This window comes from Ensifer sp. LC163 (genome assembly GCF_001695855.1).
Taxonomy (GTDB): Bacteria; Pseudomonadota; Alphaproteobacteria; order Rhizobiales; family Rhizobiaceae; genus Ensifer.
In genome coordinates this window covers 1-12,923 of the sequence record NZ_MBSS01000024.1, presented here as the reverse complement: position 1 = coordinate 12,923, position 12,923 = coordinate 1, and the positions used below count along the sequence as shown (strand labels likewise).

Here is a 12,923-nt window from a genome sequence, read left to right as displayed (position 1 = left end):
CCGGCGAGGCGCAATCGAACCATCTGGCGGCCGCCGTGTTTCCGCATGGCGGCCGTCTTTGTTGCATCGGGCGATTTATTGCGACTGTCGCCGATGCCGCACTTCTGTTAGCTGCGTTGTCATGGGCGCCATGATCGTCCCCGCCCGCCAGCAGACAGCCGGACATCGACGTGACCTCAGCATCAACAACCCCTTCGTCTCATAACCGCCTTGCCATGGCCGCTCTCCTGATCGGCGGGGCTGCGATCGGCGGCTCGCCGATCTTCGTGCGGCTGTCCGAGGTCGGGCCGATGGCGACTGCCTTCTGGCGTGTGGCGCTGGCGCTGCTTCCTCTGCTCGCCTGGTCGTGGTTTCGCGGGGCGCCGGCATCGGACCGGCGGCCCGAGCGGCTCTCGGAATATGCGCTGCTGGTGCTGCCGGGTGTCTTCCTCGCGATCGACCTTGCCGCCTGGCACTATGCGCTGACCAAGACGTCGGTTGCCAACGCCACGCTGCTTGCCAACCTTGCGCCTGTTTTCGTGACGCTCGCAAGTTGGCTGCTTTTCCGCGCGCGCATCAGCGGCGTCTTCGCCGCCGGCCTCGTGACGGCGGTCGCCGGCGTGGTCATCCTCAAGGGCGGGCCGATGGCGCTTGGCGACGGTGATCTGCTGGGTGATGGCGTCGCCGTCGTCGCAGCGATGTTTTATGCCGGCTACATTCTGGCGATCGGCCGGCTGCGTAGCCTGTTCAGCACCATCCGGATCATGGTCTGGAGCACGGCATCGGCCGCCATCTGCATGCTGCCGATCGTGCTTCTCTCCGAGCCGACATTGTTGCCTCCGACCCTCTTCGGCTGGTCGATGCTGTTCGGTCTGGCTTTTGTCAGCCATGCGGGCGGGCAGGTGGCGATCACTTATGCGCTTGCCTACCTGCCGCCAGCCTTCTCGTCGCTGACGCTGCTGCTGCAGCCCGTCGTCGCTGCGATCCTCGCCTGGATCTTGCTTTCCGAGCCTGTCGGGCTGATGCAGGCGATCGGCGGGGCGATCGTGCTCGTCGGCATCCTGATCGCCCGCCGGGGTTAGACGCCACTACAGGCCGGGGAGGTTGAAGCCGGCGAGCCGCTCTTCCAGCTGGCGGATCGTGTCGGCGTCGGCATTGGCAAAGGCAAAGCGCAGGTAATTTTCCTGGCCCTCGCCGAAATAGTCCCCCGGCAGGCAGACGACGCCGGCGAGTTTCGCCAGTTTCTCGGCGACGAACTGCGAATCGATATCCGGGAACGGATGCCTGACATAGGCGAAGTAGGCACCGATCGCCTGCAGCTTCCATTGCGGCAGCCGGCTCATGACATCGCGCAGCGCATCGGCACGCGTGGCGATTTCGGCGCGATTGCCAAGGCGCCAATCGGCAAGCGCGGGAATAGCTTTGGCGACCGCGGCCTGGGCCGAGCGGGGTGCGCAGATCTGCAGGTTGTCCATGATCTTGGTGACCTGCTCTACGAGCGCCGGCCCGGCCGTGATCGCGCCGAGACGATGGCCCGGAATGCAGAAGGATTTCGAGAAGCTGTAGAGGCCGATGAAACTGTCCTGCCATCCTTGCGCCTGCAGCAATTCGTGTGGGGCCGCGGCGGCGTCGGGCAGGAAGTCGCGGTAGGTTTCGTCGAGAATCAGCCAGGTACCGTTGGCGCGGCAGACGTCGTGAATGCGCGACAGAAGCTCGGGCGGATAGATCGCACCGGTCGGATTGTTCGGCGACACGAGCGCAAGCGCGCGGATACCCGGGCGCAGCGTTGCAGTGATTGCGTCCACCTCCGGCAGGAAACCGGCACCGGCATCGCAGGGCACCAGCTCGACATTGATGCCGAGCATGGCCAGCGTCGTTTTCTGGTTGAAGTAGTAGGGGTTGGTCATCAGGATCGTATCGCCGGCCGCGGCAATCGCCATTGCGGCACAGATGAACGCCTGGTTGCAGCCCGAAGTGATGTGGATGTTGTCGGCCGTGATCGCAGAGCCATAAAGGCCTGCCACATGCGCGGCATAGGCCTCGCGCAGCACGGCTTCGCCTTCTATTGCGCCATAGCCGGTATAGGCAGTCGATGCCGCCGCTTCGCCGAGCCATGCCAGCATGTCGGGGTGCGCCGGATAGCCGGGCACCGCCTGCGACAGGTCGATCAGCGGCCCGCGGGCGCCATCATAGCTTTTCGCCCAGGCAAGCACCGACGGCACGGGCGGCGGCGAGAGCTTTTCGACGAGCGGATTGAAATGCGGCATGGCGGGTGTTCCTATGTCTCAGGCTTTGTTCTTGCGTTTCTGTGGGCGGTCCAGCCGCCGGCCACGGGCCGGGGCTGAAACCGGCTGAAAACCGTCGTTTACCGATTTACGGTCTGTCGGATCGGATTTCGAGGCTCGGCTGCGAATAATCGTGCGCGCCGAAGTCTGGAGTTCCGGCATCGGGTCGTTTTCCAGCGCCGAGAACATCCAGTCGATGAAAATGCGCACGATCGGCGCGGCCAGTACCTCGTTGCGGCAGGCGACGTAAAAGGCGTCGTTGGCCGGAACCGTCAGGTCGAAAGGCGCGATCAGTTCGCCGCGCGCGATCAGGCTGCCGGCGGTGATGGTGTCGCCGAGCGCGACACCCTGATTGTGCAGCGCCGCTTCGGTCGAAAGCCGCGCATCGCTCATGAAATGCTGGCGGCCGCGCTGCAGGTCGCTGGCGTCGGCTGCCGCCAGCCAGGTGTTCCATTCGCGGCCGTCGTCGCCATGCAGCATCACATGGTCGCGCAGGTCGCGCACGGAGCGCAACGGCCGCATGTTCAGCAATGTCGGGCTGACCACCGGGAACAGTTCCAGCCGGCTCCAGAGCTTCGACCAGCAGCCAGGCCAGTTGCCGTCGCCGTAGATCAGGCAGACGTCGACATCGGACGCATCGAGATAGGCGGCGTCATTGGAGGCGATCAGGGTCAGGCGCACGTCGGGAAACTGCTCGGTGAAGAGATGCAGACGCGGGATCAGCCAGAAGGAGAGCAGGGCGGGAACGCAGGTGATGCGCAACTCGCCGCTGGTGGTCGGGCGCGTCATGGCGGCTGTCGCCGCAGCGATCTCGGCAAAGGCGTGGGTGACGGCGGGTAGCAATAGCGCGCCCTGCGGCGTCAGTTTCAGCCGCTTGCCGCCGCGCTCGAACAGCGTGGCGTTGATCGACAGTTCGAGCGCGCGGATCTGGTGGCTGATGGCGCCATGCGTCACGTTCAGTTCACGCGCGGCAGCCGACACGGAGCCACGGCGCGCCGTTGCCTCGAAGGCGCGCAAGGGGTTCAAAGGCGGCAGGCGGCTGGACAAGGAGGTCAGTTCCGGCGGGCTGTTGTTATGTGAATTTTTCTCACACGAAACGCTATAACAATGTCAATTGATTTTCCAGAGGATTTGTCACCTAATGCTAGTCAACAAGGGCAAAAAAGCCTGGGGAACATGATTGCGCCGGAGAGAGCCGGCCCCATCCGCAGATAATGATCTGTGGCGCCTTTGTGCGCATTCCCCGGCTGACATGACGGAGGTTTGCAAGGATGGCCTGGGACGAAAAGAAGCTTGGCGAACTCAAGGCGAAATACGGCGAGAGCCATGGCGGCGAACTGTTCGACCCGACTTTCCGCCGCGTCGCCGACAAGATCTTCACCAAGAGCGGCACGCGCCTTGCGCCCTATTCCGGCATCCCGACATTCCTGACCGCGCCGCATATGGCTGTCGATGCCGACGAGCCTGATTTCGGCAATCTGCAGGTCGCGATCGTCGGCATTCCGATGGATCTCGGCGTCACCAACCGTCCGGGTTCGCGCTTCGGACCGCGGGCGTTGCGTTCGATCGAGCGCATCGGCCCCTACAACCACGTGCTCGGCTGCGCGCCGGTTCACGAACTGCGTGTTGCCGACATCGGCGACGTGCCGTTCCAGAGCCGCTACCGGCTGGAACTCAGCCACGAGGACATCGAAAAGCGCTTTAACCAGATCGTCGATGCCGGCGTCATTCCGCTGTCGGTCGGTGGCGACCATTCGATCACCCATCCGATCCTGAAGGCCGTCGGCAAGAAGAAGCCGGTCGGCATGATCCATATCGATGCCCATTGCGACACCGGCGGCGCCTATGACCTCACCAAGTTCCACCACGGCGGTCCGTTCCGCAACGCGGTGCTCGACGGCGTGCTCGACCCGACCCGCGTGGTGCAGATCGGCATCCGCGGCTCGGCCGAATATCTCTGGGAGTTCTCCTACGAGTCCGGCATGACCGTCATCCATGCGGAGGAAGTGACCGGTCTCGGCATTCCCGCGATCATCGAGAAGGCGAAGAAGATTGTCGGCGACGGCCCGACCTATCTCTCCTTCGACATCGACAGCCTCGATCCGAGCTTTGCGCCGGGCACCGGCACGCCTGAGGTCGGCGGCCTCACCACCCGCGAAGTGCTGGAACTGATCCGCGGCTTCAAGGGCGTCAACCTGGTTGGCGGCGACGTCGTCGAGGTCGCGCCGCAGTATGACTCGACGACCAACACGGCGCATGCCGGCGCCCAGGTTCTGTTCGAGATACTCAGCCTCATGGTCTTCAGCCCGGCCGTTACCGGCAAGTCCGCCTGACGCCTGAGAAAAAGATTGTCGGCTGCCGGACTGGAAGCGGCGGCCGGCCAACAAATGCCACAACCAACAATGCTTCCGGACAGGGGAACGACAATGACAATTCACAAGACGATGAAAGCAGCATTCGCCGCCGCTCTGATGCTGGGCGCGGCAACCGGTATCGCGCGTGCCGACGCGCTGGCCGACATCAAGTCGGCGGGCCAGATCAATGTCGGCATCTTCTCGGACTTCCCGCCCTTCTCCTCGGCCAGTGCCGATATGAGCATCAAGGGATATGACGTCGATGTCGCCCAGCAGATTGCCGACGGCCTCGGCGTCAAGCTCAACCTGGTCAGCGTCACCGGCCAGAACCGCATTCCCTATCTCAACGACAAGCGTGTCGACATCCTGATGAGCGTCGGCTTCTCGAAGGAACGGGCCGAGGTGATCGACTTCGCTGCGGCTTACGCGCCTTACTACATCGCCGTCATCGGCCCGGCCGAACTCAAAGTGGCCGGCAAGGATGACCTGGCCGACAAGACGATCGCCGTCAACCGCGGCACGCTCGAAGATACCTCGCTGACCGAGGCGGCGCCGTCGACGGCTGAGATTCAGCGCTTCGACAACTACAATGCCGTGATCCAGGCATTCATCTCCGGCCAGACCCAGCTGATGGTCGTCGGCAACGACGTCGGCGCGCAGGTGCTTGCCCGCCAGGAAACGCTGAAGCCGGAGCAGAAGTTCCAGCTCTTGACCTCGCCCTCGCATATCGGCCTCAACAAGAACGAGGAGGGCCTGAAGACGGCCGTCAACGACGCCGTCGCCAAGATGCTTGCCGACGGCAAGCTGAACGCCAGTTCCGAGACCTGGCTGAAGACGTCGCTCAACCCCGAAAACCTCAAGGACTAATCAGTACTTGACGCCCACGGGGACATGCGTCTCCGTGGGCTTTTCGGGGGAAGGTTGCGACGATGGGTTACGGCCTCGATTTCGGGTGGCTTCGGGACGCCGCGGGCGCAATCGCCCATGGCGCCACGATGACGCTCTTTCTGATCGCCTGCACGACGGTGCTCGGCATTTTGATCAGCATTCTCTTTGCCGCCGCCCGCCGCAGCCGCTACGGCGTCCTGCGCAAGGCGGTTGCCGTCTATGTCGAAGTGGTCCGCAACACGCCGTTTCTGGTGCAGCTGTTCTTCATCTTCTTCGGTCTGCCGAGTATCGGCGTCCGGCTCGATCCGATCGTCGCCGCGATCCTGGCGATGACGCTCAACATGGCGGCCTACACCACGGAGATCGTCGGTGCCGGCCTCGACGCCGTGCCGAAGGGCCAGAGCGAGGCGGCGTTTGCACTCGGCCTCAGGCGACGGCAAGTGTTCGTCAAGATCATCCTGCCGCAGGCGCTGAAGGTCATTTTTCCGGCGCTCGTCAGCCAGGTGATCATCATGATGCTGGAATCGGCCGTCGTTTCGCAGATCGCGGTGCGGGAGCTTGCCCATGAGGCCGACCTGCTGCAGGCGCGAACCTTCCGTTCGTTCGAGACCTATTTCGTCGTCACACTGATCTATCTCGGCCTGTCGATGGCGATCCGCCGTCTGTTCGTCGCCAGCGGCCGGCGGATGCTCGGAGCGGGCGTGTCATGATCGAATTCACCTTCTGGGACATCCTGCGCAACCTGGTGTTCGCCACCCGCTGGACGCTGCTTCTGTCCCTCGTCGCCTTTGCCGGCGGGGCCGCCGTCGGCCTCATGATCCTGTTCGCGCGCATATCGAAACAGACGTGGCTGCGCCGTTTCGGCTCGGGCTACATCGCGCTCTTTCAGGGCACGCCGCTGCTGATGCAACTGTTCCTGATGTTCTTCGGCCTGCCGATGCTCGGCTTTCGCATCGAGCCGTGGACTGCCGCGGCACTGGGGCTGACCTTCTATGCCAGCGCCTATCTCGCCGAGATCTGGCGCGGCGGCGTCGAAGCGCTGCCACTCGGTCAATGGGATGCCGGCGCCAGCCTCGGGCTGCACCGCCTGCAGGAACTGCGTCTGGTGATCCTGCCGCAGGCGTTCGCGATCACCCGGCCGCCGGCCGTCGGCTTTCTCGTCCAGCTTATCAAGAGCACGGCGCTGACGTCGATCATCGGCTTCGAGGAGCTTCTCAGAACTGCGAATGCGATCAATAATGCAACCTTCGAACCTTTCACGGTCTATGGGCTGGTCGCGGTGATCTTCTTCGTGCTGTGTTATCCACTGACGCAATATGCACGGACGCTGGAGCGCAAAATGCCCGCGCACTGAGACCGAAAATGTGCAAGAAATCAAAGAGAACAGGGAACAAGGCGGATCACCGCCGAAACAAAGGAGACAGATGATGATCACCACTTCCATCAAGCGCCGCACGCTGCTCGGTGCTGGCCTTGCCGGCGCCTCGATGCTGGCCATGCCCTCGGTGCTGCGCGCCCAGGAGAAGTCGCTGAAGGTCGGCGTTTACGGCGGCTATTTCAAAACCTCGTTTGACAAGAACATCTTCCCCGAATTCACCAAGGCGACGGGTATCGCCATCGAATCGATCGCCGAGCCGACCGGCGAAGCCTGGCTCGTCCAGCTGGAGCAGGCCGCTCGTGCCGGCCAGGCCCCGGCCGACGTTTCGATGATGTCGCAGGTGGCAATGCTCAAGGGCCAGTCGACCGATCTGTGGACGCCGATCGATATGGCGAAGATCAAGAACGGCTCGAACCTGCTCGACCGCTTCGTCAACAAGTACCCGGACGGCCGCATCGCTGGTATCGGGGCCGTCTCCTGGTACATCACGCTGGTGACCAATACCGATGTCTACAAGGAAGCGCCGACCTCCTGGTCCGCCTTCTGGGATCCGGCGAACGCTGACAAGCTGGGCCTGTTGGCGCTGGTCTCCAACTCCTTCCTGCTCGAAGTGACGGCAAAGACCTTCATGGGCGGCACCAATGCGCTCGATACCGAAGAGGGCCTTCTCAAGGCCTTCGAAAAGCTTGCCGAAGTGAAACCGAACGTTCGGCTCTGGTATCGCGACGAAGCGCAATTCGAGCAGTCGCTGAAGTCGGGCGAAATCCCGATGGGCCAGTACTACCACGACGTGACCGGTCTTGCCGCTGCCGACGGCAATCCGGTGCGCTCGACCTTCCCGAAGGAAGGCGGCATCCAGGATTCCGGTTGCTGGGCGCTGTCGCGCGCGTCGCAGAAGTCCGAGGAAGCCCATATCTTCATCGACTACATGTGCCAGCCTTCGATCCAGGCGACGCTGTCGCGCAAGGTCGGGACGTCGCCGACCGTCCAGCGCGAAGTCACCGACCTCACGGACAAGGAGTTCGCATCCGTTTCGTCGGACATCGAGCCGATCGTGCCGCGCTACGACCTCTACCAGACCAAGTCGGATTGGCTGAACCAGAAGTGGACCGAGCTGATCGTCGGCTGATGACAAGAGTTGGCCCGCCACCATCCACGGGGCGGGCCGGAGCTTAAACGAAGGGGAGGGCATGGCCTTCATCTCCCCTTACTACCCCTCCCGCAATCGGGAGGGGCCTATCCCGCGGAGAGACAATGTCCGGACTTGCCCTTCAAAACGTCGTCAAGGAATTCGGATCCTTCAGAGCCGTCAACAATGTCGACCTCAACGTGCCGCACGGGACGTTCGTCTGCATGCTCGGCCCGTCCGGCTGCGGCAAGACCACGCTTCTGCGCATGATCGCCGGCCTTGACCTGCCGACCGGCGGGGCGATCCAGCTCGACGGCGACGACATCACCCATGTGCCGACGCACAAGCGCAATCTCGGCATGGTGTTTCAATCGCTGGCGCTTTTCCCGCATCTGACCGTCGGCGAGAACATCGCCTATCCCTTGCGCATCCGCGGTGCGGCAAAGGAAGACCAGAAGAAGCGGGTCGACGAGCTGCTGTCGATGATCCACCTGTCCGGCTACGCCGACAGGCCCGTCGCCAAGCTCTCCGGCGGCCAGCGCCAGCGTGTCGCGATTGCCCGGGCGCTTGCGATCTCGCCCAAGCTTTTCCTTCTCGATGAGCCGCTCTCCGCACTCGATGCCAAGCTGCGCGAGGCGATGCAGGTGGAACTGCGCCAGCTGCAGCAGAAGCTCGGCATCACCACCATTGTCGTCACTCACGATCAGCGCGAGGCGATGACCATGGCCGACACGGTCGTCGTCATGAATGGCGGCGAGATCCGCCAGGCGGCGTCGCCGATCGAGATCTACCGTCGCCCGGCCGATAGTTTCGTCGCCGATTTCATCGGCCAGACCAATCTTCTCGAACTGCAGGCCGACAGTGCCGGCCGTGTCGAAGTGCTGGGGCAGCCGATCGCCGGTCTCTCTCTGCCGGCTGGCGCTTCCAAGGGCACGCTGTCGGTTCGCCCTGAAGATGTGCATCTGACCGCGCCCGGTGCCGGCGCATTGACCGGCAAGGTCACCTTCGTGCGCGATCTCGGCGGCACGATCGAAACCTTCGTCGACATTGCCGGCCGGCAGATCGTCGCGGTCTCGACGCCGCGCGCCCGGCCGGACGTCACCGTCGGCCAGGAGGTCGGCATCGCGCTTACCCCTGACGTTTGCGTGGTCTTGAAGAAATGAGACGCGAACCGCCCCAAACCCTTGGCGATTACGCGCCGCTCCTCTTTCCCGCGGCGATGCTGACCATCTTCTTCGTCGTGCCCTTCGGCACCATGATCGCCGTCAGCTTCTTCCAGCGCCAGCAGGGCGGCTTCTATACGCCGGCCTTCGTCTTCGACAATTATGCGCGCTTCCTTTCCGCCTTCTTCGGCGGCGTGCTCGGCTTCTCGCTCCTGTTGGCGATTACCGTTGCGATCTGCTGCGTCGTGCTGGCGTTGCCGTTTACCTACATGCTGACGCGGATGGGACGAAAGGTGCAGGTGGTCTGGCTGGTGGCGCTCTTGTCGATCCTGTCGCTGTCGGAAGTCATCATCGGCTTTGCCTGGTCGACGCTGTTTTCGCGCACGGCCGGCATCACCAACATTCTGGTGGCGCTCGGCATCATGAGCGAGGCGAAGGCGCTGACGCCGAGTTTCGGCGCGGTGTTGACCGGCATGGTCTACCAGGCTTTCCCCTATACGGTGCTCGTGCTCTTCCCTGCGCTTGTGCGGCTTGACCCAACGCTGACGGAAGCGGCCCGGACGCTCGGCGCATCGCCGCTCAAGGCCTTCTTCACCGTCGTCGTGCCGGCGCTCAGAAACACCATTACCGCAACGCTGATCATGGTCTTCATCTTTGCGCTCGGCTCCTACCTGCTGCCGCAACTGCTCGGTCGTCCGCAGCATTGGACGCTGTCGGTGCTGATCACCGACCAGGCGATCTACCAGTCGAACATGCCTTTCGCGGCGGCCATGGCGGTGTTCCTGGTGCTGGTGACGCTCGGGCTCGTGGCGCTGACCGTGATTGCCGGACGCAAGGGAGAAGCGGCATGACCACGATCTTCCGCAAGGCCTATTTCTTCCTGATCGGGCTCTTCCTGGCGCTGCCGCTGATCGTCGTGGCCGGTGTCTCGGTCAATGCCAAGCAGACGCTCGCCTTTCCGCCGCAGGGCTTTTCGCTGTCCTGGTATGGCGAGATCTTCCTCAATCCCGAATGGCGCAGCGCGCTTTTCGCCTCCGTCACGCTGGCACTGCTGTCGGCGGCATTTGCGGTTGCGATCGCGCTGCCGCTCGCCTGGTTCCTCTGGCGGCGGATCGCGCCCTGGGCCAATATCTTCCAGCTGCTCGGCGTCGCCCCCTTCACGCTGCCGCCCGTCATCACGGCGCTGGGCCTGCTCACTTTCTGGGCGACGGTCGGCTTCTACGGCCAACCCTGGACGGCGGTCGTCAGCCACGCGATCTTCTTCGTGACGCTGCCATTGGTGACGCTGTCGCTCGGCTTCACCTCGATCGACCGATCGCTGGTCGAGGCGGCCGCGACGATGGGGGCCGACGAACGCACGATCTTCCGCACCATCGTCTTGCCGCTGATCCTGCCCTATATCGTCTCGGGCTATGCGTTTGCCTTCGTGCTCTCGCTCAACGAATATATCGTCGCCTATATGACCGTCGGCTTCACCATGGAAACGCTGCCGATCAAGATCTTCAACGCGCTTCGCTACGGCTACACGCCGACGATGGCGTCGGTGACGATCCTGTTCGTCACCACGGCAGCCGTGATCTTCGGTCTCGTCGCCCGCTTCGGTGACCTGCCGAAGCTGCTGGGCGCCATGTCGTCGGACGGAAAATGATGAAACTCGCCGCTCTCCAGATGCAATCTGTCTGCGGCGATGTCGCCGCCAATCTCGACCGCCTTGCGCGAGCGGCGAAGGAGGCGGCAGCGAAAGAGGCGACGCTGCTGATGACGCCAGAACTCGGCCTTACCGGCTACGGCGCGGGGGACGCGATCCGCGATCTCGCCGAGCCGGCGGACGGGCCGATCGTGCAGCGCCTGGCGCAAATATCGCGGGAAAACGGCATCGCGCTGATCGCCGGTTTTGCCGAGCTCGATGGCAACGACATCTATAACAGTGCCGTCTATGTCGATGGCGATGCGACGCCGACGGTCTACCGAAAATCGCATCTCTACGGCAACTACGAGCGCACGCTGTTTACGGCCGAGAAACCGTCGACAGGGCTGTTCGTCCATCGTGGCGTCACCTGCGGCATGCTGATCTGCTACGACGTCGAGTTTCCGGAGAATGTCCGCAGGCTGGCATTGGCAGGCGCCGAAGCCGTGCTGGTGCCGACCGCGTTGCCGGCCGGATGGTCGGGCACCTTCATCACCGATCACATGATCCAGACGCGTGCGTTCGAGAACCAGGTCTTCGTCGCCTATATCAACCATTGCGGTTCCGACCCGCTGTTTTCCTTTGCCGGCCTGTCGCGCATCGCATCGCCGGACGGACAGGTGCTCGCAAAGGGTGACGCCGGTCACGAAACGCTGATTTTCGCCGACATCAATCCGGCGAGCTTCGCGATCTCGCGAATGGAGAATACCTACCTGGGTGACCTGAACCGCGCTTAGAGCGTTTCCGGTTTGGGCGGAGTCGTGGAAACGCTCTATCTCCTTGTTTACGCATTTCCTGACGGAAAACAGCTTCGCACTTTTCCTGGAAATGCTCCGAGACGGGCGGAGATCGTTCACTCCGGAAGAACATTCCGTTCGTCATTGTCTACTTTCGCAATCGCAGCGCCGACCCATATTGTGCTCAACGGAAAAGCCACACATTGGAGGCAATCATGAGTTTGCAACTGACGGGTATTCACCATCTGACGGCGATCACCGCGAACGCGCCGGAGAACCTGCGCTTCTACACCAAGGTTCTCGGCCTGCGCCTGGTCAAGAAGACCGTCAACCAGGACGATACCACCGCCTATCACCTCTTTTATGCCGACGGCAAAGCGACGCCCGGCACTGACCTGACCTTCTTCGACTGGCCGGTCGGGCGCGAAGGTCGCGGCACGCACAGCATCTCGCGCACCGGCCTGCGCGTCGGCAGCGCCGACAGCGTTCGCTGGTGGAAGGGTCGCCTCGACGAGATGAAGGTGACCGCCAGCGACGTGAGCGAAATCGATGGGCGCACCTCGCTCGACTTCGAGGACGGCGAAGGCCAGCGCTTCCGGTTGATCGACGACGGTGGTCTTTCGCCTTCGCACCCCTGGGAGAGAAGCCCGGTCCCGGCCGAGCACCAGATCAAGGGTCTTGGGCCTATCACCATCAGCGTGCCTGACATCACCAATACCGAATTGGTGCTGACTCAGGTGATGAACATGACCGAAGCGAGACGCTATCCGTCGCCGGATGGCGAGGGCCAGGTGCATGTGTTCTCGATGGGCGAGGGTGGTCCGGCGGCCGAGCTGCATGTTGCCGTTCAGCCGGGCCTGCCGATCGCCCGCCAAGGGGCCGGCGCCGTGCATCACGTCGCCTTCCGCGCGCCGGATACGCATGCGCTGACGGCGTGGACGGAGCGCCTGCAGGGCTTCCGCCTGCCGTCGAGCGGTGAGGTCGAGCGCTACTATTTCCGTTCGCTCTATTTCCGCGAGCCGAACGGCGTGCTGTTCGAGATCGCCACCGACGGACCGGGTTTTGCCGTCGACGAACCGATGGAGACGCTGGGCGAAAGCCTTTCGCTGCCGCCGTTCCTGGAGCCGAAACGAGCCCAGATCGAGGCGCGGCTGAAGCCGCTGGAGTAACGATCGAAAACAGAAAGCCGGGGCTCGTCCCCGGCTCAGACCGCTGACAAACCCGTCGATTTTTCGGCGGGTTTTGTTTTGCGGATTGGGTTGTTTTTGACGGCCGTGTTTTGGCGGAGGTGAAGAAGGACGCGCCGGCTCACGCCATGGCCGG

General features: G+C 63.2%; 13 protein-coding genes. 11 read left to right on the top strand and 2 right to left on the bottom strand.

Going from position 1 to position 12,923, the window contains the following annotated elements:
• Positions 1-215 precede the first annotated feature (215 nt).
• The gene (locus tag BC360_RS20770; RefSeq protein WP_065796761.1) at positions 216-1,061 is read left to right on the top strand and encodes a DMT family transporter; all 846 of its coding nucleotides are present in this window, start codon (positions 216-218) and stop codon (positions 1,059-1,061) included.
• Between the two features lie 6 nt (positions 1,062-1,067).
• Here BC360_RS20770 and BC360_RS20765 read toward each other — a convergent pair whose 3' ends face one another.
• Positions 1,068-2,246: an aminotransferase gene (locus BC360_RS20765; RefSeq protein WP_065796760.1), complete on the bottom strand. Its 1,179-nt coding sequence runs from the start codon at positions 2,244-2,246 to the stop codon at positions 1,068-1,070.
• An 18-nt stretch (positions 2,247-2,264) separates the two neighbouring features.
• Entirely contained in the window at positions 2,265-3,311 is a 1,047-nt protein-coding gene (locus BC360_RS20760) for a LysR substrate-binding domain-containing protein (RefSeq protein WP_065783645.1), read from the bottom strand.
• 224 nt (positions 3,312-3,535) lie between these two features.
• On the opposite strand from BC360_RS20760, the gene speB reads away from it, so the two are divergent.
• From speB to BC360_RS20710, 10 genes are all read left to right on the top strand, one after another.
• Positions 3,536-4,597 carry an agmatinase gene (gene speB, locus BC360_RS20755; RefSeq protein WP_065783646.1) on the top strand — a complete coding sequence of 354 codons (1,062 nt, stop codon included), beginning with the start codon at positions 3,536-3,538 and terminating at the stop codon, positions 4,595-4,597.
• Positions 4,598-4,690: 93 nt separating this feature from the next.
• Positions 4,691-5,485 (top strand): transporter substrate-binding domain-containing protein, encoded by a 795-nt coding sequence (locus BC360_RS20750; protein WP_065796759.1) that lies wholly within the window; start codon positions 4,691-4,693, stop codon positions 5,483-5,485.
• A gap of 62 nt (positions 5,486-5,547) precedes the next feature.
• Positions 5,548-6,216 carry an amino acid ABC transporter permease gene (locus BC360_RS20745; RefSeq protein ID WP_065796758.1) on the top strand — a complete coding sequence of 223 codons (669 nt, stop codon included), beginning with the start codon at positions 5,548-5,550 and terminating at the stop codon, positions 6,214-6,216.
• The gene (locus tag BC360_RS20740) at positions 6,213-6,860 is read left to right on the top strand and encodes an amino acid ABC transporter permease (protein ID WP_065783649.1); all 648 of its coding nucleotides are present in this window, start codon (positions 6,213-6,215) and stop codon (positions 6,858-6,860) included. The genes BC360_RS20745 and BC360_RS20740 overlap by 4 nt, the downstream gene beginning before the upstream one ends.
• 73 nt (positions 6,861-6,933) lie before the next feature.
• Positions 6,934-8,013: an ABC transporter substrate-binding protein gene (locus tag BC360_RS20735; RefSeq protein WP_065783681.1), complete on the top strand. Its 1,080-nt coding sequence runs from the start codon at positions 6,934-6,936 to the stop codon at positions 8,011-8,013.
• A gap of 125 nt (positions 8,014-8,138) precedes the next feature.
• Entirely contained in the window at positions 8,139-9,176 is a 1,038-nt protein-coding gene (locus BC360_RS20730; RefSeq protein ID WP_065783650.1) for an ABC transporter ATP-binding protein, read from the top strand.
• A complete protein-coding gene (locus tag BC360_RS20725; protein ID WP_065783651.1) occupies positions 9,173-10,027 on the top strand; it encodes an ABC transporter permease in 855 nt (284 codons plus the stop codon). Before BC360_RS20730 ends, BC360_RS20725 begins: the two co-directional genes overlap by 4 nt.
• A complete protein-coding gene (locus tag BC360_RS20720) occupies positions 10,024-10,824 on the top strand; it encodes an ABC transporter permease (protein ID WP_065783652.1) in 801 nt (266 codons plus the stop codon). The genes BC360_RS20725 and BC360_RS20720 overlap by 4 nt, the downstream gene beginning before the upstream one ends.
• A complete protein-coding gene (locus BC360_RS20715; RefSeq protein WP_065783653.1) occupies positions 10,821-11,600 on the top strand; it encodes a carbon-nitrogen hydrolase family protein in 780 nt (259 codons plus the stop codon). Before BC360_RS20720 ends, BC360_RS20715 begins: the two co-directional genes overlap by 4 nt.
• 215 nt (positions 11,601-11,815) lie before the next feature.
• The gene (locus BC360_RS20710) at positions 11,816-12,769 is read left to right on the top strand and encodes a ring-cleaving dioxygenase (RefSeq protein WP_065796779.1); all 954 of its coding nucleotides are present in this window, start codon (positions 11,816-11,818) and stop codon (positions 12,767-12,769) included.
• Positions 12,770-12,923: the final 154 nt, after the last annotated feature.

Excerpts from the sequence above, each read along its gene's own strand:
- BC360_RS20770 (WP_065796761.1), top strand. The coding sequence starts at position 216 with ATGGCCGCTCTCCTGATCGGCGGGGCTGCGATCGGCGGCTCGCCGATC.
- BC360_RS20765 (WP_065796760.1), bottom strand. The coding sequence starts at position 2,246 with ATGCCGCATTTCAATCCGCTCGTCGAAAAGCTCTCGCCGCCGCCCGTG.
- speB (WP_065783646.1), top strand. The coding sequence starts at position 3,536 with ATGGCCTGGGACGAAAAGAAGCTTGGCGAACTCAAGGCGAAATACGGC.
- BC360_RS20750 (WP_065796759.1), top strand. The coding sequence starts at position 4,691 with ATGACAATTCACAAGACGATGAAAGCAGCATTCGCCGCCGCTCTGATG.
- BC360_RS20745 (WP_065796758.1), top strand. The coding sequence starts at position 5,548 with ATGGGTTACGGCCTCGATTTCGGGTGGCTTCGGGACGCCGCGGGCGCA.
- BC360_RS20740 (WP_065783649.1), top strand. The coding sequence starts at position 6,213 with ATGATCGAATTCACCTTCTGGGACATCCTGCGCAACCTGGTGTTCGCC.
- BC360_RS20735 (WP_065783681.1), top strand. The coding sequence starts at position 6,934 with ATGATCACCACTTCCATCAAGCGCCGCACGCTGCTCGGTGCTGGCCTT.
- BC360_RS20730 (WP_065783650.1), top strand. The coding sequence starts at position 8,139 with ATGTCCGGACTTGCCCTTCAAAACGTCGTCAAGGAATTCGGATCCTTC.
- BC360_RS20725 (WP_065783651.1), top strand. The coding sequence starts at position 9,173 with ATGAGACGCGAACCGCCCCAAACCCTTGGCGATTACGCGCCGCTCCTC.
- BC360_RS20720 (WP_065783652.1), top strand. The coding sequence starts at position 10,024 with ATGACCACGATCTTCCGCAAGGCCTATTTCTTCCTGATCGGGCTCTTC.
- BC360_RS20715 (WP_065783653.1), top strand. The coding sequence starts at position 10,821 with ATGATGAAACTCGCCGCTCTCCAGATGCAATCTGTCTGCGGCGATGTC.
- BC360_RS20710 (WP_065796779.1), top strand. The coding sequence starts at position 11,816 with ATGAGTTTGCAACTGACGGGTATTCACCATCTGACGGCGATCACCGCG.